This is a genomic window from Kaistella carnis (assembly GCF_003860585.1).
Taxonomy (GTDB): domain Bacteria; phylum Bacteroidota; class Bacteroidia; order Flavobacteriales; family Weeksellaceae; genus Kaistella; species Kaistella carnis.
Genome location: NZ_CP034159.1, coordinates 747,585 through 772,203 on the forward strand (window position 1 = coordinate 747,585; position 24,619 = coordinate 772,203).

At 34.9% G+C, this 24,619-nt stretch carries 22 protein-coding genes; 7 read left to right on the plus strand and 15 right to left on the minus strand.

Translation table 11 applies throughout. The features are described from left to right. Nucleotides 1–199: 199 nt before the first annotated feature. A complete protein-coding gene (locus tag EIB73_RS03360) occupies nucleotides 200–1,879 on the plus strand; it encodes a DUF262 domain-containing protein (RefSeq protein ID WP_125022631.1) in 1,680 nt (559 codons plus the stop codon). Between the two features lie 80 nt (nucleotides 1,880–1,959). Here the strand turns inward: EIB73_RS03360 and EIB73_RS03365 are convergent, their stop codons facing one another. The 7 genes from EIB73_RS03365 to recQ all read right to left on the minus strand — a co-directional run bounded on the left by EIB73_RS03365 (nucleotide 1,960) and on the right by recQ (nucleotide 10,684). Further along, complete coding sequence (locus EIB73_RS03365) at nucleotides 1,960–3,162, minus strand: IS256 family transposase (protein ID WP_125022633.1); 1,203 nt, start codon at nucleotides 3,160–3,162, stop codon at nucleotides 1,960–1,962. A 209-nt stretch (nucleotides 3,163–3,371) separates the two neighbouring features. Then, nucleotides 3,372–3,698, minus strand: coding sequence for a hypothetical protein (locus tag EIB73_RS03370; RefSeq protein ID WP_185144628.1), 327 nt, complete (start codon nucleotides 3,696–3,698; stop codon nucleotides 3,372–3,374). Nucleotides 3,699–3,940: 242 nt separating this feature from the next. Beyond that, nucleotides 3,941–6,493, minus strand: a complete 2,553-nt coding sequence (locus tag EIB73_RS03375; protein ID WP_125022635.1) for an adenosylcobalamin-dependent ribonucleoside-diphosphate reductase — start codon at nucleotides 6,491–6,493, stop codon at nucleotides 3,941–3,943. Between the two features lie 146 nt (nucleotides 6,494–6,639). Beyond that, on the minus strand, nucleotides 6,640–7,719 hold the full coding sequence (locus EIB73_RS03380; RefSeq protein WP_125022637.1) for a glycosyltransferase: 1,080 nt from the start codon (nucleotides 7,717–7,719) through the stop codon (nucleotides 6,640–6,642). 53 nt (nucleotides 7,720–7,772) lie between these two features. Beyond that, a complete protein-coding gene (locus tag EIB73_RS03385) occupies nucleotides 7,773–8,096 on the minus strand; it encodes a hypothetical protein (RefSeq protein ID WP_125022639.1) in 324 nt (107 codons plus the stop codon). Then, nucleotides 8,081–8,470 (minus strand): hypothetical protein, encoded by a 390-nt coding sequence (locus EIB73_RS03390; RefSeq protein ID WP_125022641.1) that lies wholly within the window; start codon nucleotides 8,468–8,470, stop codon nucleotides 8,081–8,083. Before EIB73_RS03390 ends, EIB73_RS03385 begins: the two co-directional genes overlap by 16 nt. A gap of 9 nt (nucleotides 8,471–8,479) precedes the next feature. Continuing rightward, nucleotides 8,480–10,684 (minus strand): DNA helicase RecQ, encoded by a 2,205-nt coding sequence (gene recQ, locus EIB73_RS03395; protein WP_125022643.1) that lies wholly within the window; start codon nucleotides 10,682–10,684, stop codon nucleotides 8,480–8,482. A gap of 295 nt (nucleotides 10,685–10,979) precedes the next feature. On the opposite strand from recQ, the gene EIB73_RS03400 reads away from it, so the two are divergent. The 4 genes from EIB73_RS03400 (at nucleotide 10,980) to EIB73_RS03415 (ending at nucleotide 15,194) form a co-directional block, all read left to right on the plus strand. Continuing rightward, nucleotides 10,980–11,939: a KpsF/GutQ family sugar-phosphate isomerase gene (locus tag EIB73_RS03400; RefSeq protein WP_125022645.1), complete on the plus strand. Its 960-nt coding sequence runs from the start codon at nucleotides 10,980–10,982 to the stop codon at nucleotides 11,937–11,939. 160 nt (nucleotides 11,940–12,099) lie between these two features. Then, nucleotides 12,100–12,930 carry a twin-arginine translocase subunit TatC gene (gene tatC / locus EIB73_RS03405; protein WP_185144629.1) on the plus strand — a complete coding sequence of 277 codons (831 nt, stop codon included), beginning with the start codon at nucleotides 12,100–12,102 and terminating at the stop codon, nucleotides 12,928–12,930. A gap of 273 nt (nucleotides 12,931–13,203) precedes the next feature. Further along, on the plus strand, nucleotides 13,204–14,301 hold the full coding sequence (locus tag EIB73_RS03410; RefSeq protein WP_228411271.1) for an MBL fold metallo-hydrolase: 1,098 nt from the start codon (nucleotides 13,204–13,206) through the stop codon (nucleotides 14,299–14,301). A 131-nt stretch (nucleotides 14,302–14,432) separates the two neighbouring features. Next, nucleotides 14,433–15,194 (plus strand): tryptophan-rich sensory protein, encoded by a 762-nt coding sequence (locus EIB73_RS03415; RefSeq protein WP_125022649.1) that lies wholly within the window; start codon nucleotides 14,433–14,435, stop codon nucleotides 15,192–15,194. Nucleotides 15,195–15,242: 48 nt separating this feature from the next. Here the strand turns inward: EIB73_RS03415 and EIB73_RS03420 are convergent, their stop codons facing one another. The 3 genes from EIB73_RS03420 to EIB73_RS03430 all read right to left on the minus strand — a co-directional run bounded on the left by EIB73_RS03420 (nucleotide 15,243) and on the right by EIB73_RS03430 (nucleotide 19,093). Further along, on the minus strand, nucleotides 15,243–16,628 hold the full coding sequence (locus EIB73_RS03420; RefSeq protein ID WP_125022651.1) for a glycosyltransferase family 2 protein: 1,386 nt from the start codon (nucleotides 16,626–16,628) through the stop codon (nucleotides 15,243–15,245). Nucleotides 16,629–16,754: 126 nt separating this feature from the next. Beyond that, a complete protein-coding gene (locus EIB73_RS03425) occupies nucleotides 16,755–17,393 on the minus strand; it encodes a response regulator transcription factor (RefSeq protein WP_125022653.1) in 639 nt (212 codons plus the stop codon). Beyond that, nucleotides 17,390–19,093, minus strand: a complete 1,704-nt coding sequence (locus EIB73_RS03430) for a sensor histidine kinase (protein WP_125022654.1) — start codon at nucleotides 19,091–19,093, stop codon at nucleotides 17,390–17,392. Before EIB73_RS03430 ends, EIB73_RS03425 begins: the two co-directional genes overlap by 4 nt. 207 nt (nucleotides 19,094–19,300) lie before the next feature. Between EIB73_RS03430 and EIB73_RS03435 the strand changes: the two genes are divergently transcribed. Then, the gene (locus EIB73_RS03435) at nucleotides 19,301–20,305 is read left to right on the plus strand and encodes an alpha/beta fold hydrolase (protein WP_125022656.1); all 1,005 of its coding nucleotides are present in this window, start codon (nucleotides 19,301–19,303) and stop codon (nucleotides 20,303–20,305) included. A gap of 69 nt (nucleotides 20,306–20,374) precedes the next feature. Then, nucleotides 20,375–21,589 carry a 3-oxoadipyl-CoA thiolase gene (locus EIB73_RS03440; protein WP_125022658.1) on the plus strand — a complete coding sequence of 405 codons (1,215 nt, stop codon included), beginning with the start codon at nucleotides 20,375–20,377 and terminating at the stop codon, nucleotides 21,587–21,589. A 60-nt stretch (nucleotides 21,590–21,649) separates the two neighbouring features. Here the strand turns inward: EIB73_RS03440 and EIB73_RS03445 are convergent, their stop codons facing one another. From EIB73_RS03445 to EIB73_RS03465, 5 genes are all read right to left on the minus strand, one after another. Beyond that, nucleotides 21,650–22,039: a DUF1398 domain-containing protein gene (locus EIB73_RS03445; RefSeq protein ID WP_125022660.1), complete on the minus strand. Its 390-nt coding sequence runs from the start codon at nucleotides 22,037–22,039 to the stop codon at nucleotides 21,650–21,652. 149 nt (nucleotides 22,040–22,188) lie between these two features. Continuing rightward, nucleotides 22,189–22,635 (minus strand): VOC family protein, encoded by a 447-nt coding sequence (locus tag EIB73_RS03450; protein ID WP_125022662.1) that lies wholly within the window; start codon nucleotides 22,633–22,635, stop codon nucleotides 22,189–22,191. Between the two features lie 18 nt (nucleotides 22,636–22,653). Then, complete coding sequence (locus EIB73_RS03455) at nucleotides 22,654–23,121, minus strand: hypothetical protein (RefSeq protein WP_125022664.1); 468 nt, start codon at nucleotides 23,119–23,121, stop codon at nucleotides 22,654–22,656. Nucleotides 23,122–23,355: 234 nt separating this feature from the next. Further along, the gene (locus EIB73_RS03460; RefSeq protein WP_125022666.1) at nucleotides 23,356–23,811 is read right to left on the minus strand and encodes a DUF1569 domain-containing protein; all 456 of its coding nucleotides are present in this window, start codon (nucleotides 23,809–23,811) and stop codon (nucleotides 23,356–23,358) included. 52 nt (nucleotides 23,812–23,863) lie between these two features. Next, a complete protein-coding gene (locus EIB73_RS03465) occupies nucleotides 23,864–24,601 on the minus strand; it encodes a Crp/Fnr family transcriptional regulator (protein WP_125022668.1) in 738 nt (245 codons plus the stop codon). Nucleotides 24,602–24,619: the final 18 nt, after the last annotated feature.

Consider the following 24,619-nt stretch of genomic DNA (forward strand, 5'->3'; position numbering starts at 1 on the left):
GCAATTAGGTCTATGGAGATTTGGGTTTGAGAAAGCTCTTGGATTTGTTATAGTTAAAATTATTCAATTATAACTCTCTTTTTATTATTGTTGATTATTCTATAATAAACTGTAAAATTTGATATGTTTTATGGTTTAAAATCTTTGTATATTTGGATCAACAAAAAATAAAACATACGATAAAAACAATTAGATAAATATGAAAGTATCTCAAGAACCATTAAAAATTACTGATATATTAAAAGACAAAACCTTTACGGTTCCACTTTATCAAAGGGAATATTCTTGGAATTTAGAACAGGTCGCAGATTTATTTTATGATATTTCTGACTCTGATGATGATGGACATTTTCTAGGCTCGCTATTGTTGTATCAATCTGATAATTCTAAAAAAATGGAAATTGTTGACGGACAGCAGAGAATGACAACATTGTTTCTTCTATTATACAGCATTCTTAAAGCTCTAAATGGTTCTGATAAAAACAAAGCAATTGAACGAATTAATTCATTACTCTTTGTTATTGACCCAAACGATTTATCAAATGATATTTCATCTTCAGAACCTCGATTAGAAACAGGAAAAAGAGATAAATATTTATTTAAAGCTATTATACGCAACGATGACTTTTCCGCTCATAAGGATGGAAGAAGAAGATCCCATAAAAATCTTACTAACAGTCTGGAATTTTTCGACCAAAGGATTGTTGAAATTATTAAAGATCAAGGATTAAATGGATTAACAAAATTTACAGAAAAAGTTATTAAAAGTGAGTTCATTGTAATGACCGCAGAAAAACAGTCAGACAAGTTATTACTTTTCAAAACTATTAATGCTCGTGGTCTTGAGTTAACGCAAGGTGATTTAATAAAAAATGAACTTTGTCATAATATCGAACCGTTCGAACTTGATGAAGCAATTGATAATTGGGACGAAATACGCAGTAGAATTGAAAAAAACAATGGTAATCTTGATGTTTTTCTATTTCATTATTTGAACTCAATTGATGAGTGCCAAAATTTAAGACAACAACTTGATAAAAAACGTGGATTAGAAAAGTGGGAGAAGAAAAATTATCCTCCGGCACCCGAAAAATATGTTTTTGAATTGTATGGCGCATTAATTTCAAAAGTCGGCCCATCTAAATTCATCGAAGATTTACTTTTAGCTTCAAATTATTATACTGCATTTATTAATCCAAGTAACGACAAAGTATATTTAAATAGTTTAAAAGCAATGGGCGTAAATAAATGTTTTCCACTTCTTTTAGCATCTGTCAGAAAATTAAATAATGAGAATTTTGATAAAGTTTGTAAAGCAATAGATTCTCTAACATTCAGACATAGCATTCTTAGAAAAGACCCAAAAGAGCTTGAAAGATTCTATTACCAAGTTAGCGAATCATTAGTCGATGATTTAGATGTAGAAAATGCGATTAATACAATTAAAGAACATCTAAATTTTAAAGAAGAAGAAAAATTTAAAAGCGAATTTGTTTTATCTAGCATGAAAGGGTCAGTTTCAAAAATGGTCTTAGATAGAATTACTCGTAAGCATTCTGAAAGTGTTGATTGGACCAATAAAGATGTTCATATAGAACATATTATGCCGCAAAAACCAGCAGGAGAATGGAAAATCCTATTCGATTCAGATGAGTTTGAATATAAAGATTATTTGAATAGATTGGGCAATCTCACGATATTGCAAGACAAGAAAAATATTAAAGCAAGAAATAAAGATTTTAATAATAAAAAAGAATATTATAAAGAATCTCGTTTAACGATAACAAAAACTTTAATTGACTACGAAAAATGGGGTTATAGCGAAATACTTGAGAGACAAGAATATTTATATGAGGAATCAAAAGATCTATGGAATTAATTTAAATACATATTAAAATAAGATTTTGAAGACACTGTCCCGCAAAGTGTGTAAGTTGAAAAGTTTAAGACTTGAGTTTTTTATAACTTGAGCCTTTCTTCAAATATAAGCATAAATTGATTTAATACGATTCCCCAATCTCGAATCGGCATTGTCCATTTTTTTGTTGCTTCTCTTAAGGCAAGGAAAACTGACTTTAAAACCGCATCATCAGTAGGAAAAGACATTTTATTTTTAGTATATTTTCTTATTTTTCCGTTGAGATTTTCTATTAAGTTGGTGGTGTAAATGATTTTACGGATTTCCACCGGAAATTCGAAAAATACCGTTAATTCATCCCAATTATCTCTCCAGGATTTGATGGCATACGAATATTTAGATTCCCATTTTTCTGCAAAATCATTTAAGGCGGCTTCTGCGGCTTGCTTGGTGGGAGCGTTGTAAATGTGTTTCATGTCGTAAGTAAAGGCTTTTCTGTCCTTCCAAACTACGTATTTACAAGCATTTCTAATCTGATGCACCACGCAGATCTGAGTTTGAGATTGTGGGAAAACACTGCGAATAGTTTGGGTAAATCCATTGAGATTATCCGTTGCAGTGATTAGTATATCTTCTACGCCACGTGCTTTTATGTCAGTTAAAACGCTCATCCAAAAACTGGAACTTTCGTTTTTTCCAAGCCACATTCCCAGAACTTCTTTTCTTCCATCCCGTCTTAAACCAACGGCAAGATAAATGGTTTTGTTGATAACTTTTGAGTTCTCACGGACTTTAAAAACAATTCCATCCAACCAAACAATGAGGTATAAATCCTCTAGTGGCCGATTTTGCCAAGCGACAATCTCACTGGAAACCGCATTGGTAATCCTGGATATTGTGGATGTTGAAACATCAAAATCATACATTTCCTTGATCTGATCTTCAATATCACTTACACTCATTCCTTTGGCATAAAATGAGATGATAACATTTTCCAAACCTTCAATAATATTATGCCTTTTGGGAACTAAGGCTGGCTCAAAAGTACTTTCCCTATCCCGCGGAACTTTAATTTCATCTTCGCCAAAAGAGGTTTTTATCTTCTTGGTTTGATGGCCATTGCGATAATTTCCGTCTTTTGTTTTTTGATGTTTCTCGGTATCCAGATGGTCATCTAATTCGGCTTCGAGCATATGTTCTACGGCTCGTTTGTGCATTGTTTTGAAGAAAGAGGTTAAATCTTCTCCACTCTTGAAGGATTTGTAGAAATCCTTGTTGTTTAATAATTCTTCTTTGTCGATCATAACTGTATAAAGTTTAAAAATAGTAAAAAGTTATTTCCGAAAAAGTTTTGAGCTTTTGAAGGCTCAAAATTTTTCAGAATAACTTTTCAACTTACACAGTTAGTGAAACACTACCATTTTGAAGTAATAAAAAACATTCCCACGCTCCCGTACGAATCCTCGCTGCCGCACGAATCCTTTCGTGTGGCCAATATTAAACCACTCCGTTTCTAACCAAAAGATCTAAACACAATAATATCACTTAAAAGTCCAGCCTCATCAGCATAATCTCTCGCACTACTATATACATAATTTTCTGCTTTATAAACCAAACCTGCTTCCACCGGATTTTGGTGAACATAATCTATTTTTTGTTTAATGACAGGAGTACTCCACAATTCTATCGGATTATTATCATGTCTCCAAAATTGGTAATTAGAAACATTAGAACTTTTTAAAGCTTCTTTTTTGAAAATCTCCAACATAAATTCTTTTCTACTTTCTCTTGGATTCTCCTGTATTGCTTTTACGATTGCTTTACTGGTAAATCTTTTCAAATCGCCAATTAGTAATTCTGGCTTTTTAAGAAGAATGAATAAGGATGAGATTGATTTTATTGATAAAAATTCTGTAAAAAGATAGCGCTCCTCTGGAGCGCGCCGTTCTTATAATTCATATTCTACAAAGATACCGCTTCTACGGAGCGACCTTCATATCCTAATTCTTCAGAAAAAACCATTAAAAAGGCTGTCTCAAAAAAAATAAAACAGCCCATTATTATTTATGTTAAAATGAGGTTTTACCCACACTTACTATTCCCACAATTCTTGCAAGTCAAACAACCTTCCTGATAAACCACTTGGTCAGAACCACAACTTGAACATTTTCCAGTGGCTTCAGTTCCATCGGCGATGTAGCGTTTTAAAGCACGTGCAACTCCGGCTTTCCAGTTGTTGATGGATTCAGAATCGAGTTCTAAACGGTTGATTAATTCCACCGCATTTTCAATCGGCATTCCGTGTCTTAAAGTTCCGGAAATCAGTTTTGCATAATTCCAGAACTCGGGTTTGAACTTGTGAGAAAGTCCTTCAATTGTCGTTTTATAACCACGCTGATTTTTAAACTGGAAATCATAACGCGATTTTCCATTCTCATCTTGGTTTTTAATAATCACACCATCATTAACCCAACGTGGAATTGAAATCCCTTCTTCATCATCTGCCAAACCAGTGAAAATCTCGTAAGGCTTACCTTCAATCAAACCAACGAAAGCAATCCATTTTTCTTTATTATTTTGAAAACGAACGACATCTGCTTCTAAAACATGCGGTCTTTTCGTTGGAAAAACCGACGTAATCATTTCTGCTTTTTCCTCTTTTTTATCGTCTGCAGAAATCAAAACTCCGGAACGTGAACCGTCGCGATAAACCGTCACGCCTTTGCAACCAACTTCCCACGCTTTGATGTAGAGTTGATTCACCAATTCTTCCGTCGCATCATTCGGAACATTAATCGTGACCGAAATTGAATGATCTACCCATTTCTGAATCGAACCCTGCATTTCGACCTTGCTCAACCAATCCACATCATTGGAAGTCGCTTTGTAATACGGCGATTGCTCAATAATCTTATTTAATTCTTCTTGCGAATAATTTTTGTCGGTGTCGATTCCATTGACTTCCATCCATTCTTTAAAACGGTGGTGTAAAACCAAATATTCTTCCCAGGAATCGCCAACTTCATCTACAAAATCTACGCGAATATCCTGATCATTTGGATTGACTTTTCTACGTCTTTTATAAACAGGCATAAATACAGGTTCAATTCCAGAGGAGGTTTGTGACATCAACGACGTACTTCCAGTTGGAGCAATCGTCAACAAAGCAATATTACGTCGGCCATATTTTTTCAGATCTTCATACAATGCTGGATCGGCTTCTTTCATTCTTAAAATGAACGGGTTATTCGCTTCTCTTTTCGCATCATAAATTGCGAACGCTCCTCTTTCTTTCGCCATTTCTACGGATGAACGATAAGCCGCCAAAGCCAAAGTTTTATGAACCAATGTTGAGAATTCATTTCCTTCCTTACTTCCATATTGAATTCCTAAAGCAGCCAACATATCGCCTTCCGCCGTAATTCCAACGCCGGTTCTTCGCCCTTCAATTGTTTTGTGACGGATTTTTGTCCAAAGATTTTTCTCTGTTGCTTTTATTTCTTCACCTTCCGGATCGGATTCAATCTTCGCAAGAATCGCATCGATTTTTTCAATTTCCAAATCGATGATATCATCCATCATTCTTTGGGCATAACCAACGTGCTCTTTGAATAATTCAAAATTAAATTTCGCTTTTTTCGTGAACGGATTTTCAACGTACGAGAAAAGATTCACCGCCAACAATCGGCAAGAATCATACGGACACAAAGGAATTTCGCCACACGGATTGGTGGAAACCGTTTCATAGCCAAGATCGGCATAACAATCCGGCAAAGATTCATTAATAATGGTATCCCAGAAAAGAATTCCAGGTTCCGCAGATTTCCAGGCGTTGTGAATAATTTTATTCCAAAGATCTGTTGCTCTTATTTCCTTTTGAAACTTCGGATTTGCACTGTGAATAGGATATTTCTGAATATAATTTTCTTTATTGACAACGGCTTTCATAAACTCGTCATCAATTCTCACGGAAATATTGGCTCCTGTAATTTTTCCCTGCTCCAATTTTGCATCAACAAAATCTTCAGAATCCGGATGATTTACAGACACAGAAAGCATCAAAGCACCTCGTCTTCCATCTTGCGCAACTTCGCGCGTCGAGTTAGAATATCTTTCCATAAACGGAACCAAACCAGTAGAAGTCAAAGCAGAATTCTTTACCGCAGAACCTTTCGGACGAATATGCGACAAGTCGTGTCCAACTCCACCACGGCGTTTCATCAATTGAACTTGCTCTTCGTCAATCTTCATAATGCTTCCGTAAGAATCACTTTGCGTTCCGCTGCCGATTACAAAACAATTAGAAAGTGAAGCAATCTGAAAATCATTCCCAATTCCCGTCATCGGACTTCCTTGTGGAATGATATATTTGAATTTTTTAATAAGATCGAAAACCTTTTCTTCTGAAAGTGCATTTGGATATTTCGCTTCAACTCTGGCAATTTCGGACGCAATCCGGTGATGCATATCGTGCGGATTTTGTTCGTAAATATTACCTTCTGAATCTTTTAAGGCATATTTACTCACCCAAACTTTGGCTGCTAAATCGTCACCTTCGAAATATTGTAAAGAAGATTGAATTGCTTCATCGTACGTATAAGTTTTTATTTTTTTTGCTAAGGCAGTTGCTTCCATAATTATTTTTTTGACGAAATAAATATACAGAAGTATCTTCTAATAAAAAATTGTTTACAAATAATTTAATTTAAAACAATGATTATCAGCTTAATAAATATTTTAGAAATATGAAAAGTTTACAAATAATAAAATTTTAATATGATTTAAATCACAATTTCTTTAAAAATATTTTCATATTTATCCAGAATAATTTCTTTCGAAAAGCGAGAGGAAATAGAGTTTTTGATGGCTGCAGAATTGTGATTATGTTGGAGACTCCGCAATATGTTACCAGCGAATTCCTCATGATTTTCAATATTAGAAATCTCCCCATTCATTCCAGGTTGAATAATTTCTGTAATTCCACCCGGACAATTATTCGCCAAAGAATAAGTTCCGCACGCGCCGGCTTCCAACAAAACATTTGGAAAACCTTCGTAACGGGAAGAAAGAATAAACAAATCTGCGAACTTTAAAAACTGATAAGGATTTCTTTGCTGTCCATGAAAGATAACATTCTCTAATCCCAAATCTTTTTTCATTTGACGAAGCAATTCTTTATCTCGTCCATCTCCTAAAATATGAAGCAATAATTTTTCATCTTTTAAATGAGAGAAAACTTTAAGCAAATTATCAAAGCCTTTCCTGGCAGATAGATTCCCGATAGCAACGATATTTTTAAAATCATCTTTAAAAGATCCCGGCTTTTCTGAAGTTGCTAATTTTTCATTAATAAATTCAAAATCAACCGGATTATTAATCTTAATCAGTTTCTCTTTTTTGATTTTAAAATTCTCAATCAGATCATTTTGCATATCGTCGCTTTGACAAATAATCTTATCGTAGTTATTGTAGAATTTATAAAAAAATCGGATTTCTTTTCGGGTAACGTGTTTAGAAACTACATTTGTTTCTCTGGCAATGAATTTTGTTTTTGTGAAAAACCTGATAAATAAAGACAGATATGCATTGACCTCACCGAATCCACTAAAAACGATATCGGGTTTTCGTTTGCGAATCTCCTTTAAAATTGGTTTTAAAGAATGACGAATTCGGGGAGTTTTAATATCAATAATTTCCACATCATCTTTTAAAAATTCCAGATAACCGCCTTCTTTTCTTAAAAGAAGAATTTTCGGCTCAAACCTTTCGCGGGGCAAATTGTTCGCAATTGTTGTGACAATTCTTTCGGCGCCGCCAGTTTCTAAATCGGGAAGTATAAAGAGAATAGAGATTTTTTTCATGCGTTTAAAAAAACTTGTCAAGGTTTTAAGCCTTGACAAGGTTGATTGCTAAATTACAACAATTCCGGAAAGTCTTGAGAATGGTTATTTAAAATATGATTAACGAGAAACCGGTGATCTTTTTGGTCGAAGAAAATATAGCATGATGTTTGGCTGTTGGCATCGTAGCGAAGATATTTCTTGCCGTATTTTTGAAAATTTTCGGGAGAAATTTTCGAAATTGGATATTCGACATTATTTTCTACGAAGTCATAAATTTTATCAATGTAAACATCGACATCTTCTACAAAACTAAAATATTTTCGTTGATAAAGAACCTTTGCGAGATCATCTAATTCAGAAACAAACAGCGTTGAATAAATTATTTCCCCCACCATTCTCTCACTTTTTCCTTTGATTTTTCTCGTGCTTTATCCGAAGTCAAACCCTTTGTAAATCGTTCATCAAAATCATCTTTTACCTTATATCCCGCTTCAATATCAGAAACTACTGAAGCTCGTTCTTCCGAATCTATTGACTTAAGATGAGTCGCTATGTTTTCCAATAATTCTTCCGAAGTCATTCCCGCAGCAAACTGTTCATCAAAGTTATTTTCAATTATCTTTTCAGAATCATTATCAGTATCAGAAAGTAATGATGAAGACTCAACCCTATTTTTCAAATCCTCTATCATTTGAAGAATCTCCAGATCGTAGGTGTTTTCAATCCATTCAATCAAATCATTTTTTGTTTCTATCATTGACTTATCCATGACCTTTATTTAATTGGCTACATCTGAAATAAATTTAATTCTCAACATTCTTACTTCCTCATCACTCAAATCGTCACCGAATTCTGCTAAAAGGATCTTCATACTGTCACTTTCACTCTCGCCCATGAATGTCATAAATTCCTCTACAATATCTTCATCAAAGTTTTCATCAATATAGTAATCAACATTCAACTTAGTTCCCTGATAAACAATCCGTTCCATTTCCTTCAACAAATCATCCATCGAAAGATTTTTAGCCTTGGCTATATCTTCCAGATCGATTTTTTTATCGGTACTTTGAATGATAAAAACTTTATGCGAAGATTTATTGGCGACCGTTTTCATCACCATATCCTGCGTTCGCTCTATATTGTTTTCTTCTACATACTTTTTGATAAATTCTGCAAATTCTTTCCCATATTTCTTCGCTTTACCATCTCCTACTCCATAGATATTGCCAATTTCCTGCACCGTAATGGGATATTGTACGGTCATATCCTCCAAACTCGGATCCATGAAAATGGTATAAGGCGGTTTTCCCTGCTTTTTCGCAATCGTTTTGCGTAATTCTTTTAACTGAGCAAACAATGCTTCATCCAATCCTCCGCCTGCTTGCCCCTGTTCCTTCTCCGATGCTGCTTTAGTTTGTTCAAGATTATATTCCCGATCTTCAGCTATAAAAAAGACATGATCCTTTTTCTCCTTTAATGCTTTTTGGCCTTTTTCAGTTAATTTAAGAACACCATAAGTCTCAATATCTTTTTGAAGGAAATTCTGAACGGTGGCCTGGCGAATAATTGATTTCCAAAAGTTCTCCGATTCTTTTTTCCCGATTCCGAAATGTTTGGTAGTTTCTAATTTATACGACTTAGTTACAGGATTTTCTTTCCCGACAATGACTGCAATTAAATCTTTGGTCTTAAATTTCTCTTCCAGATCTTTGACAAGTTTCAATACAATTGCCAGTTCTTTTGAGGCATCCTTCAAGGTCGGCGGATTGGTGGCATTGTCACACATTTTTGCGCCCAAACCATTTTCCGGATCAAACTGCTCGCCGAAATAATATAGAATGTACTGTCGCCGACTCATAGAAGTTTCCACATAACCTACGACCTCATTCAAGAGCTGCAATCCAATTTCTCTTTCAGAAACGGGTTTTTGAGCCAGGAATTTTTCAAGTTTTTCAATATCTTTTGGATCGTAAAAAGCCAGACAATAACCTTCTCCTCCGTCTCGTCCGGCACGACCTGTTTCCTGATAATAGCTTTCCAAAGATTTTGGAATATCGTAATGGATAACAAAACGCACATCGGGTTTATCGATTCCCATTCCAAACGCAATAGTTGCAACAATTACATCGGCGTCTTCCATCAGGAATTTATCCTGATTCATTACGCGTGTTTTTTGGTCTAAACCTGCGTGATAGGGCAAAGCATTAATCCCATTAACTTGCAGAACTTGAGCAAATTCCTCTACTTTTCTACGACTCAGGCAATAAACAATCCCAGATTTACCTTTCCTTGCATTGATGAATTTTACAATTTCCCGATCAATATTCACCTTCGGTCGCACTTCATAAAATAAATTGGGTCTGTTAAAACTTTCTTTAAAAACAACAGCATTGCTCATTCCCAAAGTTTTCTGAATATCATCTTGAACCTTCGGAGTAGCAGTTGCCGTTAAAGCAATCACGGGAACATCTGCAATTTTATCAATAATGGTTTTCAGGTTTCTATATTCCGGGCGGAAATCATGACCCCATTCTGAAATACAGTGTGCCTCATCAATTGCTACAAAAGAAATAGGAACTTCTTTCAGAAATTCTAAATATTCCTCTTTAATTAAAGATTCCGGAGCGACGTATAATAATTTTGTCACTCCGGATTTTATATCGTCAAAAACTTGTTTTGTTTGGGTTTTGTTCAGCGAAGAATTCAGAACGTGCGCAATTCCTTCAACTGAAGAAAGCCCGTTAATCGCATCAACCTGATTTTTCATCAAAGCTATTAAGGGAGAAACCACAATGGCAGTTCCTTTAGAAATTAGGGCGGGAAGCTGATAACAAAGAGATTTGCCACCGCCGGTCGGCATTAAAACAAATACATCTTCACCTTTGAGTAAGGTTTTAATAATTGTTTCCTGATGACCTTTAAATGTTGAAAAACCGAAATATTTTTTGAGTTCCTTTGATAAATCGGTGGGTATTGTATTCATTTTTAAGTTATAATTTTATGATGCAGCCTCTGGAGATCAGTATTCGCTGCCGAAAATTCAGATTTTAATTTTTGATATAAATTTGTTTCCTAAATTTGCATAATAATCAAAGTTAAAAAATTAAAATCAAATTTGAAATTTTTGAAATTTAATTTTAAACTGTAAGTCTTTAAATTTATTTCAATTAAAAAGGTGATTCGCTAATTTACCTAATTTAAAAGTAATGAGTTTAAAGTTGCCCAAAATTCACAAATGTTTGCGTGGAAAAACGTAATATAATGGTTATCAGAACTCTATGAACAATCAGCAAATCCTTCAGCACGCGAAAGAAGCACTTTCCATCGAAATTACAGAACTTAGTCATTTACGAGATCGCCTCGACGATCGGTTTGTAAAAGCGGTAGAAATTATTAATTCTACCAAAGGAAAATTAATCATTGTAGGTATTGGAAAGTCCGCACATGTAGGAAATAAAATGGTGGCAACTTTAAATTCGACGGGAACTCCATCACAATTTTTGCACGCTTCAGAAGCAATTCATGGTGACCTGGGCGTGATTCAGAAGACTGATGTGATCTTATGTATCTCTAATTCCGGGAATTCACCGGAGATCGTAACGCTGCTTCCTTTTCTAAAAGATTATTCTTCGGCCCTCATTGGCATGACTGGAAATATGAAAAGTAAACTTGCAGAATTTTCAGATGTGGTCCTGGATACTTTTGTAGAAAAAGAAGCCTGTCCTATTAAATTAGCACCAACCAGTTCTACTACCGTTCAAATGGCACTGGGTGATGCGTTGGCTGTGTGTCTAATGGAATTGAACAGTTTTCAACAGAAAGATTTTGCGAAATTTCATCCTGGTGGAAGTTTAGGTAAAAACCTGACCGCAAAAGTTGATCAGTTCCTTTCATCACAAAAGCCTCAGGTTTCGGAAGATTCTACTTTGCGGGACATTATCATTTCCATAAGCAGTTCTACCCATGGAATTACGGTTGTAACAAATGGTGATGAAATTACGGGCGTAATTACAGACGGAGATTTACGACGTATGTTGATGAGTGAGCTGGATCTTTCTTCTTTCATTGCCAAAGATATTATGAGTAAAAACCCCAAAAGTATTGATAAAAACGCTCTGGCCAAAGAGGCGATGCAAATTTTAAAAGACAAAAATATTGGGCAGTTAATCGTAACGGATCAGGGTAAATATTACGGGATTATCGATATACACCGCTTGCTTGACGAGGGAATTAATTAAAATTTTCCTGTTAGATCATTTATTTAAGGAAGAAGATAATTGTTTAAATTAAAAAAACAATTAAACGTTTTTCGTATATATTTAATTAATTTCGCATCTTTAATAGAATTTGGTTGTTTAAAAAACACCAACATTATCAAAAACTTAAACTAAAATTTTTGTGAGCGAACAAAAGGAAATGTCTTTCTGGGGACACATTACTGAATTGAGAGGACATATGATTCGTTCTTTGATCGCAATTGTGGTTTGTGCGATCGTAGTTGGATTCAATGTTAACTGGATCATGGATAATATATTTTTTGGGCCTACCCGTAACGATTTTTACACATTTCGGGTCGTAAACCATTTCTCCCGGGAATTGATCGGGCATGACAGCATTACGCTGCCGGGAAATTTTGCAGTTCAGCAAAAAAAGCTTTTTGAACAGTTTAATGTGATGATGGCTGTTTCTATTTTCGGTGGAATTGTCGCTGCATTTCCCTATTTAATTTGGGAATTATGGCGTTTTATTTCCCCCGCTCTTCATCCAAAAGAAAGAAAAAATTCAGTTTTTGTTATTAATTTTATCTGGATTCTTTTTCTTCTCGGTATTTTATGTGGGTACTTTTTAATCCTTCCTTTTGCAATTAATTTCAGTCTATTATTTAAAGTTTCAGATACTATTGTACAGTTATTTGATCTTACCGACTACACGACCTTATTCATGCAAATTGTCTTAGGAATGGGTGTCGTATTTCTATTTCCGGTACTCGTTTATTTTACCACCTCGCTCGGAATTCTTACGCCAAAATTTATGCGCACGTATCGCCGCCACGCTATTGTATTAATTATGGTCGTGGCTGCAATCATTACTCCGGCCGATGTTTTAAGTATGATGATGGCGGCACTTCCGCTGCTTTTATTGTATGAATTCAGTATTTTAATGTGTGCCTATACCTTTAAAAAAGTAGAGAAAAGAACACTGGAAGAACAACGTATTACTCCTCAATAAATTGAAAGCACGTGTAAAAGCGTGCTTTTTTCTTATACAGAAGCTGAAGCAAATCAACGCTCTATTTTTAAAAATTTTCAACACATCATTTTTTATTTTTATTAATAATAAGGAGTTTCATTAGTTAATAATGATTTAAAAATAGAGCGTTGATTACATTTCCACTTCTTTAATTTTGATAATATTTATTACACCTAACAGGAAAAGCTTTCGTCAATAGTTTTATAAAATGAAGCTTCTTATTAATAACCGATGTCTATATTTAAAAAAATCATGATCTCATTCCTTCTCATTACTGCAGTTTTTGCGGGTGCGGTATTCCTTTTTCTTCAACATCCCACTTTTGGAAAAGCTCCGGTCGGGAAGCGTTTGGAACGAATAAAAAAATCTCCGCACTACAAAAAGGATATGTTTGATAATATCAATTATACGCCTCAACTGGCTGAAGATGCCTCAATGCCGAAAGTCATGTTTCGTTTTCTTTTTGGTAAAAATAAATTTGCTAAACCAGCGCAGAAATTCAATCTTAATAAAACCAATTTAAGGAATTTAGATCCCAATGAGGACATTTATGTATGGATGGGACATTCTTCTTATTTCATACAAATTGAGGGTAAAAAAATTCTGGTTGATCCTGTTTTCAGTGGCAACGCTTCCCCTGTTTCTTTTACAACAAAAGCCTTTGAAGGATCAGATCTCTATTCTACCGATGACATTCCCGACCTTGATTATCTAATCATCACACATGATCATTGGGATCATCTGGATTATAAAACCGTAAAAAAACTAAATCCAAAAGTGAAAACGGTTATTACGGGATTAGGAACGGGCGAACATTTGGAATATTGGAAATACGATCCAAAAAAAATCATCGAACTGGATTGGGGTGAATCTTTTAATTTAGGAAACGGTTTTAAGGTTTACGCAGAAACAGCCAGACATTTTTCGGGTCGTACGATGAAGAGAAATCAGGCGATTTGGGCAAGTTTTGTTTTCGAAACTCCACAACGAAAAATTTATCTTGGTGGTGATTCCGGTTTTGATGATCATTTTGAAAAGATCGGTAAAAAACATGGCGGTTTTGATCTGGCAATTTTAGAACTTGGACAATATAATAAGGATTGGCGCTATATTCATATGATGCCCGAAGAATTTTTGGTTGCAGCAAAAAACCTGAAAGCTGACCATATTATACCTGTTCATAATTCTAAATTTGAACTCGCTTTGCATGGCTGGAAGGAACCGCTTGAAAAAATTTCGATTCTCAATGAAAAAGAAAATTTGCGTTTAATTACTCCAAAAATTGGGGAAAAAGTAAATTGGAATGATGACGGAAAAGTTTACGAAAAATGGTGGGAATCGTACGAATAGTCTTTCCATAAATCTCAAAAATGCTTTTAAAGGAAGAACTTCCGAAATATTTAAATTTCACTTCTTTAAGATATAAATCAGTAATTTTGAGGAACTAAATAATTAATATACTGATTTAAAAATTTAGAAATATGAAAAAAACATTACAAATTGCAAATGGTTTCTTTTTATTGTTTACCATCATTTTTAATTATTTAAGCAACACAGGAATTTTTAACGGGAAAACAATTGCGAATGTTTCTAACCAGTACCATAATTTATTTACGCCGGCAGGATACGCATTTTCTATCTGGGGTCTTATTTATTTACTCTTAATTGGGTTCGTTTTTTATACCGGCAGAAGTTTATTCAGTCCCTCTAAAAGTGAAGCAGATGGATTTGTAGAAGAAATCGGCTGGTGGTTTGTCGTTTCATGTCTTTCCAACTGCGTCTGGATTTTGACTTGGCTCTATGGTTTTATTGGCGTTTCCGTGATCGTTTTAGCCGTAGCTTTTATATCTCTTTTAATGATATTGATGGAAGCATTAAAATACAATTCAGGAAACGCACAAAAATGGTTTATCAACTTTCCCGTTCAGATTTACGCCGGTTGGGTAAGTGTGGCTCTAATTGCTGCTGTTGCTGCCTGGCTCACAAAAATTAAATGGAGCGGATTAGGACTTTCAGAAGTTACATGGACCATAATTTTAATCGTTATCGCTGCAATCATTCATCTATTCATGACCTGGAAAAAGAACGCACCGTTATTTGCTTTGGTTGCGGTTTGGGCACTGGTTGCGATTGCCATTGCGAATAAAGAAGGAAGTCAACAAGTTTATATGTCAGCCTTGATCGCAGCAGGAATTATCTTTATCAGCAGTTGCATCAAAATATTCAAAAAAAACTCCCTTTGATAATTGAATATCAAAGGAAGCAATTTTCTCTCTTATTTAAATTGAAAGTTATCTCGTTAGCCAACCTCCGTTTTTAACGGTCGCAATTGAAAAGGGGAATATCCAGAAAAGTCCAAATAAATAAAATACGCTGTACGGATATGCCCAAAGTGCATCAATAAAATTATATTTTTTACTAAAGAACAACATCTGTATACTTGCGAAAATGAACGTTCCCGTCAAGGCTGAACTCAAATATAAAAGCGGATGCGTCAATAAAAAGTAGAACATCAAAAACATCAGTGGAAACGCAGCAAGCAAATTAACCCACTGATTGATGAAGATAAATCGGGCGCCTGCCTTATTTTTGGTTCTAAAATCACCAAATACAAATTTGTTCATCATTAAGGTTTCACGAACATTGCTTCTACCCCATCTTGTAAACATTTTATGAAGCGTTTTAAATGAAGTCGGCGTATTGGTCAACACGTTTGCATTTTTTTGAAACTGTACATCATAGCCTTGTTTCAAAATTAGATTCGTCATTGCGCGGTCTTCACCAATTGTTGCAGCGCGGCCTAGAAATTTTTGATCGATCCAATCTGTTAGTGAATGTAAAACAGCCTCTCTTCTGTAAGCCGATAAAGCACCCGGCGTACACAACACAAACCCTAAAGAACTCTGTGCTGCCCGCATAAATTCAAAACTAAAAACAAAACTCACATTCAGCATTCTTGGGATCATTCCCTGATTTTTATTCAAAACTTTTACATTTCCTGCGACCGCACCACAGTTTTTATTCACTGCAAAAGGGCTCACTAAATTTCTGATGGTATTTTTTTCTACCACAGAATCGCTGTCGATCGAAATAAATACCTCCCCTTTACCGGTGGTAAATCCAAGATGCAAGGCATGTCTCTTCCCTTTGTTTACCGGTTGTTTATGAACCGCAATGGTATTTCCCAAATCTGCATTGGCTTTATTGATCCAATACCACGTATCATCGCTGCTACCATCATCTACCGCCATCACTTCCATTTTATGGGCAGGGAAATCACTTGCCGCAATACTTATCAAAGTTTGATAGACCAACTTCCCTTCATTATAAGCCGGAACAATAATGGTGCAGCTCGGCAACTCCTCATCGCTCACCGACTCTACCGCTTTATATTTAAAAAACAGGTAAGCAATATACAGTAGAAACGAAACCTGAAATACCAGGATAGAAAACATAGAAAAAATTAAAATCCGTCCGGAAAGAGTTTGCATTCTTACAAAATGCAGTTGTTCAAAATACGGAGAAAAATTATTGACGGCATAAATTGCACTGAACATTAAAATCTGTACAATAATTAAAACGCCGAACTCTCTTTTACTTAATGATTTGATTTTTGAAACGCCACGCGACAGTCGGTCACGTAAAGATTGCTTTTTCTGTATTCCTATTTTATCCATTTTCTTACACTTTATTTTGATGAATTAGATTCACTTACAAAGTAAAGGCAAAGGGATTTTTTTCGAAGGAAAATAGAGTAGATGTTTGTCTAGCGGTTTGTAGATATTTATCTACAAGAAAGGTATTTACAGATCATGATGTGTCCTTACTAGGTCAATTAAATCAACGAAACTCTCGACTTTAAGTTTGTCGAAAATTCTTTTTTTAAAGGTACTTACGGTATTTTGCCGAAGCGATAAATAGTTAGCTATTTCAAGATTTCCGAAGCCTTTCGCGTATAATAATGCAATTTCCAACTCTCTTTCTGTCAGTTGATTTAAGGGATTTAAGAGTGCGATATGTTCATCGGACAACTGTAACATTTTTTTGGTAAAGGGCGGAAACGAACTTCCCTTTTCAATCATTTCCTGAAGGGCATTTTGAATTTCATTTTCTTCACTCAACTTATTCAAAAATCCATCAGCACCTTCATTGATGAATTTTATAGCGTAATTTTCTTCTTCAAAACTTGTGAAAATTAAAATCTTGATATTGGGTTGCAGACGCTTTATTTCCGCGATAATTGAAAGCGAATTTCCATCGGGAAACTGTGCATCCAAAATTGCAATATCAAAAGAAGTCGACTTTATTTGACTTAAAATTTTCTCCAAACTTGAAGCATGAATAATTTCCGAATTTTCTACAACATCTCCAATAATCAGCTGCAGGCCTTGACGCACAATATTATGATCATCACCCAGTAAAAATTTTATCGATTTATTCATTGTACAATATCTAAATTAATGGCGAAAGATACGGTTGTTCCCTGTCCCAAAGTACTTTGTGCAGAAATAGTTCCGCGGAAGAGATCGATGATTTCTTTACATAAATTCAAGCCCAAACCTGCACCAAGATTATCAATTTCATTAGAAACAACGCCCTGAAAATATGGTTCAAAAATATTCTTAATATCAGATTTCGAAATTCCAGATCCCGTATCGGAAACGGAAACATTTAATTTTAAAGTTTTGTCATTTACATGATGAGTCAGCATGGTAAGCCGAATGGTACCGTTCTCTGTAAACTTATTTGCATTCCCCAAAATATTCGTAAAAACCTGATGAATTTTAATATTATCTGCAAGAACTACAGCTTCAGCAGCAATTTCATTCTTTACTTCAAAAACATTATTCTTTGATTCAATATAGGGTTCAAATGCCCGTAATATGGATTTAATTTCATTTCGAAGATTGAACGCAATGGGCTTCAATTCTACTTTCTTTTCCTGATTCTTGGTATATTCCAAAATTTGATTGGCCTGAATAAGTAAAGAATTATTCGTAAATTTTATAGTTTTCAAATAATCTTCAATGTTTTCATCACTGGTTTTCTTACTGATCCGATCTATAAAAATATTGATGATCTTTAAAGGAGAACGAATTTCATGACTCAACATTCCTAAAATTTTATTTTTAAAATTCAGGTTCTTATTAATTTCTTCATAAGCCAGCTTCAGTTTATTCTCGTAGAGATACGATTGTCGATTATAGTAAACCACAACGATCAGAACAAAGAACATTAAAATCATTAATCCTAAAACCGAGTATCTTCGTATTTTGTTATTGATCGAGTTTTGTTCGTAAAGCTCTTTTTCCAAATTTTTACTAAAATCGTTGACCGCGATATTGTAAATCCCCATCCAATTATTACTGTACAATATCAGTTGATCATAAATTTTATATAGGTTATCGTTCCTTTTTTCAGAATTTTGAATGCTGGATTCATATTTCCGAATTTCATTATCATAATGCTTATTTACCGCATTTATCGTACTGTCAATATCCGTTTTTATCTGGTCGGAATTCACAGAATCTCCATATTTGGTAGAAATAATGGTTAGTTCTCTCTGTACGTCGACATCATTTTTTACGGCAGATTTCAGTCTTCCAAGAAAATTCTTTTTCGCCACACTGTCCAAGTGATATTCAATTTTGGTATCGGTCTTTCTGGGAATACTTTTTACCTCAAAATCTTTAATTTTAAAAGGAACTTTTGCAGGCGCAGGTTTCTTAAATTCTTTATAAACAGAATTGATCGATTTTTCTAAATCCGGAAGCTTTGAAAGTTCAGATTTCCTGGCATCAATGAAAATTTTTAAGGTAGGATTGATATTTTTATACGCACTGATGCTGTCCAGATTTTTATTTAAATTTCGTAATGATTTAAAATAAGACTCTAAATATTTTTTATCATTATTAAAAACATATTTCTGTAAATTATCCTGCGCACTCAACAGATTTTTCCGGGATTCTTCCATTAAATTCTTCAGAACATAAGTTTCCTGAATTTTATGTTCAATGACTTCTACCTTCTTTCCGTTAAAATATTCGTTATAAATAAAAATGCAGATGATCAACTGAATACACAAAGCGCACGTGATCAAGGAATAATGAATAAGTTGTCTGTATTTGGTTTTGTAAATCATTCAGTTAATTAATAAGAAGAATGTTTTCAAATTTTTGATATTCTTGCCCTTCCATGAAAAAACGATGATGACAGCAAAAAACCCGCCGAAAAGGAAAAATCTGAATTTTATTTTATCGAAAATCCAAATTTCCAGAGGTCATTTGGCTTTGAGAGATTAAGAAATATTCACAAAATAGTTTTTGTATTTTTGAGAAAATCTTAATACATGAAAATAAATAAAATCGTTTACGTTCTGGTCCTACTTTTTTTCGGAAATATGAAATCTCAGGATTTATCAAAATTGCAGCCTTACGATGCAGAATTAACGACTGTAAAATATCCTTTTCCGGTGAGTTTTAAAACGCTAAAGAATCAGGGACAAGAATTAAAAATGGCTTTCATGGATGAAAAACCTTCAAAGACGAACGGAAAAACAATTGTACTTCTTCACGGTAAAAATTTCAATGGATTTTACTTTGAACAAACTGCAAAAGCACTACTTGAAGAAGGTTTTCGAGTGATTATGCCGGATCAGATTGGCTTCGGAAAATCTTCCAAACCGAAACAATATCAATTCAGTTTTCAGCAATTGGCAGAAAATACCAAATCCATTTTAGATGATTTAAAAATTGAAAAATTCATTGTATTGGGTCATTCCATGGGCGGAATGTTAGCTACCAAAATGGCCGTGATGTATCCCAATAATATTGAAAAACTCATTTTGGAGAACCCAATTGGGTTAGAAGATTACCGTAATTTTTCTCCCTATCAAAATATTGATAAGCTTTATGCTTCAGAACTGAAAAACACCTATCAATCGTACAAAGATTATCAGTTGAAATTTTATTATGACGGAAAATGGAAACCCGAATATGAACCTTGGCTGAACCTTGTTGCCGGTTGGACGATTTCGAAAGATTTCCCCATCACAGCCTGGAATGCCGCTTTAACTTCGGATATGATTTATACGCAACCCGTTGTAGATGATTTTGAAAAAATAGCTGTTCCTACCCTTTTAATTATTGGAACCCGCGACCGAACTGCCATTGGAAAAGCAAATGCCCCAAAAGAAATGCAACCTTTGATGGGACTTTACCAAAACCTAGGCAAAGAAACACAGAGGAAAATACCAAATTCAAAACTGGTTGAACTCGATAACGTAGGACATTCGCCACATATCGAAGTCTTTGACCGTTTTATAAAACCTTTACTGGAATTTATAAAGAATTAATTATTGAAAGATTTCCGCTCATGGAAGTCTTTTTTATTTTCTTAAATTTACGCTCATTAAAAATAAAGCATGAAAAACGCATATATCATTGACGGAACCCGTTCAGCCATCGGAAATTTTAAAGGAAGTTTAGCTCCGGTAAGAACGGATGATTTAATGGCTTCTGTTTTAAAAAGTCTTATTGAAAAAAATCCAGATTTACCTTTAGATAAAATTGATGATGTGATTATTGGTTGTGCCAATCAAGCTGGAGAAGATAATCGTAATGTTGCGAGAATGGCATTACTTTTAGCCGGGATCCCAATTAATGTGCCGGGAGAAACGGTGAATAGGTTATGTGCTTCGGGAATGAGTTCTATCGTGCAGGCAATGAGAGCTATCAAATCTGATGAGGGCGATCTGTTTATCGCAGGCGGTGTAGAAGGAATGTCGAGAGCCCCGTATATTCTTTCTAAATCCGAATCAGCTTTCGGAACAGATTCTAAAATGTTTGATTCCAGTTTTGGATGGCGTTTTGTGAATCCCACAATGGAGAAAATGTATGGAATCGATGCCATGGGAAAAACTGCCGAAAATCTTGCAGAACTTTATAAAATATCGCGGGAAGAACAGGATGAATTTGCCTTGAACTCTCAAATGAAAGCGACAAAAGCTCAAGAAAGCGGACGATTGGCAGAGGAAATATCGGATATTATTATTCCACAAAGAAAAGGAGAACCAGTCGTTATTAATAAAGATGAATTTATCAAACCTAATTCAACTTTAGATGTTTTGGGTAAACTGAGACCGGCTTTTGTGAAAGAAAACGGCTCCGTAACCGCCGGGAATTCTTCAGGTTTAAATGACGGCGCTGCTGCCGTACTCATCGCTTCAGATGAAGCAGTAAAAAATTATGGATTGAAACCTCTCGCAAAAATTGTGTGTTCTGCCGTGGTTGGTGTTGAGCCCAAAATTATGGGAATCGGACCTGTAGAAGCCACGAAATTGGCTTTGAAAAGAGCCAACTTAACATTAGATCAAATTGATATTATAGAACTGAATGAAGCATTTGCCGCGCAAAGTATTGCAGTATTAAAGGAACTAGGAATTGCCAATGATGATCCGCGTGTAAACGTTAATGGTGGTGCAATTGCACTCGGTCACCCACTGGGAATGAGTGGAACCCGAATCACTTATTCGGCGGCTTTGGAACTTCAGAAAACCGGAAAAAAATATGCGCTGGCGACAATGTGTATTGGCGTTGGACAAGGTTACGCCGTGATTTTGGAAAATACAAATATTTAAACCTTTATAGATTTAAATGAAAAACCTTTCAACCTTTAAAAGGCTGAAAGGTTTTTTTGTTTAATATGATGCGGAAGGAATTTTCTCAACCAATATTTCCTGACCGGTTTTATCATAATAGGTGCAGGTCATTTTTTGGAGATCTACAATCCAGCAGTCAATTCCGTTTTCTGCACAATCTTTACAAAATTCCGTAAAATCAGTTGCTCCCGATTGATGCAATTTTAAACATTTCAAAAATTTTGCTCTATCCGCTTTTTCAGCAACGAGGAAATCGTGTGTCGGTTCTGAATTTATGCTTTCCTTATCCATATCGAAATAATCGGTGTAGCCACCGCTCACAGAAGTAACAAAATCGGCAACTCCCAAAATCCTCAAATTTTGAATGAAGAGCGGAAAATTTGTACTCTTTCTTTGGGCTTCGGTGATTTGTTCTAAAGTAAACTTCATAGCTTTAATTTTTTTGAAAAGAAAAATCACACTTTCTCCTAGCCCCGATGGAAACGGCATCCCCAAAAGCGAAAGCCTTGGTGTTGCTTGGGATATAGTGGACAGCGGGACTGGTTTTGAAAGAAGCGAGAGTGGTTATGCTCCTTAAATTAATGAGGATGAACTTTCGCAGGATCATCATAATTTATCAGCCAGTCGATCCCGAATTTATCTTTCCACATTCCGAAATAAGCGCCCCAAAAGGTATCTGCTAAAGGCATTGTGACGGTTCCACCCTCGGATAATTTGTTAAACAAATCGGTGGCTTCCTCGCGGGAATCTGCATTGATAGAAACCGAGTAATTGTCACCGGATTTAAAACCTGGAGTTCCAGGAAAAATATCGCTGCCATACAATGTGGTTTCTGCGGAGATTTCTAATCTAACATGCATCACCATTGCTTTCTGAGCGTCAGACATAGGTGGTGTTCCCTCTTGTGCCGGCATATCGCCGAAAAAATTTATATCTGCAAACTCTTTCCCAAAAGCATTTTTATAAAAATCAAATGCTTCTTTGCAGTTTCCATCGAACATCAAATAAGGATTAACAGTTGCCATAATTTTATTTTTACATTATTAGTTTTTCCAGTTGGTTGGGTAATTTAAAGTGCCATCATAACTCTTCCAGGTGCCGATGAATTCAATAAATTGCTGGTCGATTTTCTCGGTTTTTTTATTCCACAGGAAAGTGTAAATAAATTTCCCTTTTAAGATTCCGGAATGTTTTCCGGTTCCTTCTTCGGCCAATTCATATTCGCCGAAAACGGTATTTCTTTTTTTGCCAGGTTTGTATTTTGTGATTTTCAGTTTGCCTTCGAATTTGGTATTTGTTTTTTCTACTAAAGAAAATCCGGAAACAAAATATTCCTGATCATTCTTTTTGTCTTGTTCAGAAGTTAAAATTCTCAACTTCATCGGCATTTTCTCAGCGCTGATCGTTCCAACATAAGGTTGAGAATTGTTCATCCAAACACTGGAAATATTGGGCATCTGCGAGAACGCAAAAGTGCTGATCAGCAAAAATAAAAGGGTTAATTGTTTCATGATTTGTGTTTTTCTAAAAAATTTAAGTCGGTAAATAACAATAAAAGTACGCACTTATTTTTTCAACCACAAAGTCACAAAGCATACTTTAAAAAATTATTAATAGAAGTTCACAAAATGAAAATCTATATATTTTCAAAGGTTTTGTGTTCTTTTAGGAAAAGTAATTTTAATCTTGTTTTCAACTTAACTTTTGTGACTTTGTGGTTTTGAATTTGTGATATTTAGTTAATCCTAAACTCCAAATTGTTCCAGATGATGATTCAAATGTTTCGCGAACATATTGTTCCATTCCTGGGCTTTTAGTTTTCCGAAAGAGAACGATTCTTTTCCGTCAAATGCGTCTCTGCCTAACTGTTGTGTTTTTTGAATGAAGCCGATTAATCGTTTTTTTTCTAAATCAAAATCCTGATCTCCATTTATTTTAAACTGTGGCGCCGTTGGCGAATTTTGCGAATAGGATTTTTCTCCCACTACTTTTGATTTTACGAAATTCTTTAAAATAAACTTCGCAATTCCGCCTGGTGCTTTATGTTTTTGCGGTTCATAAACCATTTCATAAGTGACGTTGCAGTGAGCCAGCATTTGGTCCACGCTCATTGTTCCCCACTTCCCTTTTGTTTCGGGTGAAAGTTTGTTGATTCTGTCGATATAGTTCTGCGCTTCTTTCGCGTTGAAGATGTCTTGCATAGTTTGTATTTACTTTAACAAAAATAGAAATTATTACGAGACTATTTTCAAATTAAATTTCACTTCTGATTCTGCTTAATGTTTCCTGTGAAATCCCAAGATAAGATGCGATCATTCCAAGAGGAGCACGCAGAATAATATTTGGATTTTCTTCTAAAAGTTGGGCGTATTTTTCTTTCGCGGTCATATGTTGTAAAGAATTAACCCGTTTTGACATTTGCGTCATTAAATTCCCTAAAAGAAACCGACTGAAATTTGCGGAGGTCAATGAAACAGAAAACAATTCTTCAAGTTTTTTATAATCACAAAAAGTGATGGTGCTTTCTTCTAAAGTTTCGATATTATAAATGGTGGGAACATTTGCGAAAATGGTATCAATACTGCCGAAGGATTTTCCTTCTGAATAAAAATTGGTCGTAATGTCTTTTCCTTTTTCGAAATAATAGGTTCGCGCTAAACCTTCTTCCATGTAATATACATTTCGGTTATAGGTGTTTTGATGGCTTAATAATTCGCCTTTTGCGAAAGTTTTGGTTTGGGTTTCTGTGTGGAAAAACTCTTCCGTAATTGGATCTAATTGGATGTATTTCGAAATTTGGTCTAAAAGTTTCACGCGTTGTAGTTTCCACAAAAATAATGAAAAGAATATGAAACTGATGGTGTTTAGAGAATTGCTGCCAGAATAAAATACATTTAAACGCAAATTGCGCAAAGTGAATTTTTCTATATGCACCAAAATTGCGGACGCAAAGGCGTTTGACTTCGTCGAATCTTCGATTTCACTCAGCAAAGTCTAAGAGCTTTTTCA

What these genes read in the sequence shown, in the direction of transcription:
- EIB73_RS03360 (WP_125022631.1), top strand. Translation starts at nt 200, where the DNA reads ATGAAAGTATCTCAAGAACCATTAAAAATTACTGATATATTAAAAGAC.
- EIB73_RS03365 (WP_125022633.1), bottom strand. Translation starts at nt 3,162, where the DNA reads ATGATCGACAAAGAAGAATTATTAAACAACAAGGATTTCTACAAATCC.
- EIB73_RS03375 (WP_125022635.1), bottom strand. Translation starts at nt 6,493, where the DNA reads ATGGAAGCAACTGCCTTAGCAAAAAAAATAAAAACTTATACGTACGAT.
- EIB73_RS03380 (WP_125022637.1), bottom strand. Translation starts at nt 7,719, where the DNA reads ATGAAAAAAATCTCTATTCTCTTTATACTTCCCGATTTAGAAACTGGC.
- EIB73_RS03385 (WP_125022639.1), bottom strand. Translation starts at nt 8,096, where the DNA reads ATGGTGGGGGAAATAATTTATTCAACGCTGTTTGTTTCTGAATTAGAT.
- EIB73_RS03390 (WP_125022641.1), bottom strand. Translation starts at nt 8,470, where the DNA reads ATGGATAAGTCAATGATAGAAACAAAAAATGATTTGATTGAATGGATT.
- recQ (WP_125022643.1), bottom strand. Translation starts at nt 10,684, where the DNA reads ATGAATACAATACCCACCGATTTATCAAAGGAACTCAAAAAATATTTC.
- EIB73_RS03400 (WP_125022645.1), top strand. Translation starts at nt 10,980, where the DNA reads ATGAACAATCAGCAAATCCTTCAGCACGCGAAAGAAGCACTTTCCATC.
- EIB73_RS03410 (WP_228411271.1), top strand. Translation starts at nt 13,204, where the DNA reads ATGATCTCATTCCTTCTCATTACTGCAGTTTTTGCGGGTGCGGTATTC.
- EIB73_RS03415 (WP_125022649.1), top strand. Translation starts at nt 14,433, where the DNA reads ATGAAAAAAACATTACAAATTGCAAATGGTTTCTTTTTATTGTTTACC.
- EIB73_RS03420 (WP_125022651.1), bottom strand. Translation starts at nt 16,628, where the DNA reads ATGGATAAAATAGGAATACAGAAAAAGCAATCTTTACGTGACCGACTG.
- EIB73_RS03425 (WP_125022653.1), bottom strand. Translation starts at nt 17,393, where the DNA reads ATGAATAAATCGATAAAATTTTTACTGGGTGATGATCATAATATTGTG.
- EIB73_RS03430 (WP_125022654.1), bottom strand. Translation starts at nt 19,093, where the DNA reads ATGATTTACAAAACCAAATACAGACAACTTATTCATTATTCCTTGATC.
- EIB73_RS03435 (WP_125022656.1), top strand. Translation starts at nt 19,301, where the DNA reads ATGAAAATAAATAAAATCGTTTACGTTCTGGTCCTACTTTTTTTCGGA.
- EIB73_RS03440 (WP_125022658.1), top strand. Translation starts at nt 20,375, where the DNA reads ATGAAAAACGCATATATCATTGACGGAACCCGTTCAGCCATCGGAAAT.
- EIB73_RS03445 (WP_125022660.1), bottom strand. Translation starts at nt 22,039, where the DNA reads ATGAAGTTTACTTTAGAACAAATCACCGAAGCCCAAAGAAAGAGTACA.
- EIB73_RS03450 (WP_125022662.1), bottom strand. Translation starts at nt 22,635, where the DNA reads ATGGCAACTGTTAATCCTTATTTGATGTTCGATGGAAACTGCAAAGAA.
- EIB73_RS03455 (WP_125022664.1), bottom strand. Translation starts at nt 23,121, where the DNA reads ATGAAACAATTAACCCTTTTATTTTTGCTGATCAGCACTTTTGCGTTC.
- EIB73_RS03460 (WP_125022666.1), bottom strand. Translation starts at nt 23,811, where the DNA reads ATGCAAGACATCTTCAACGCGAAAGAAGCGCAGAACTATATCGACAGA.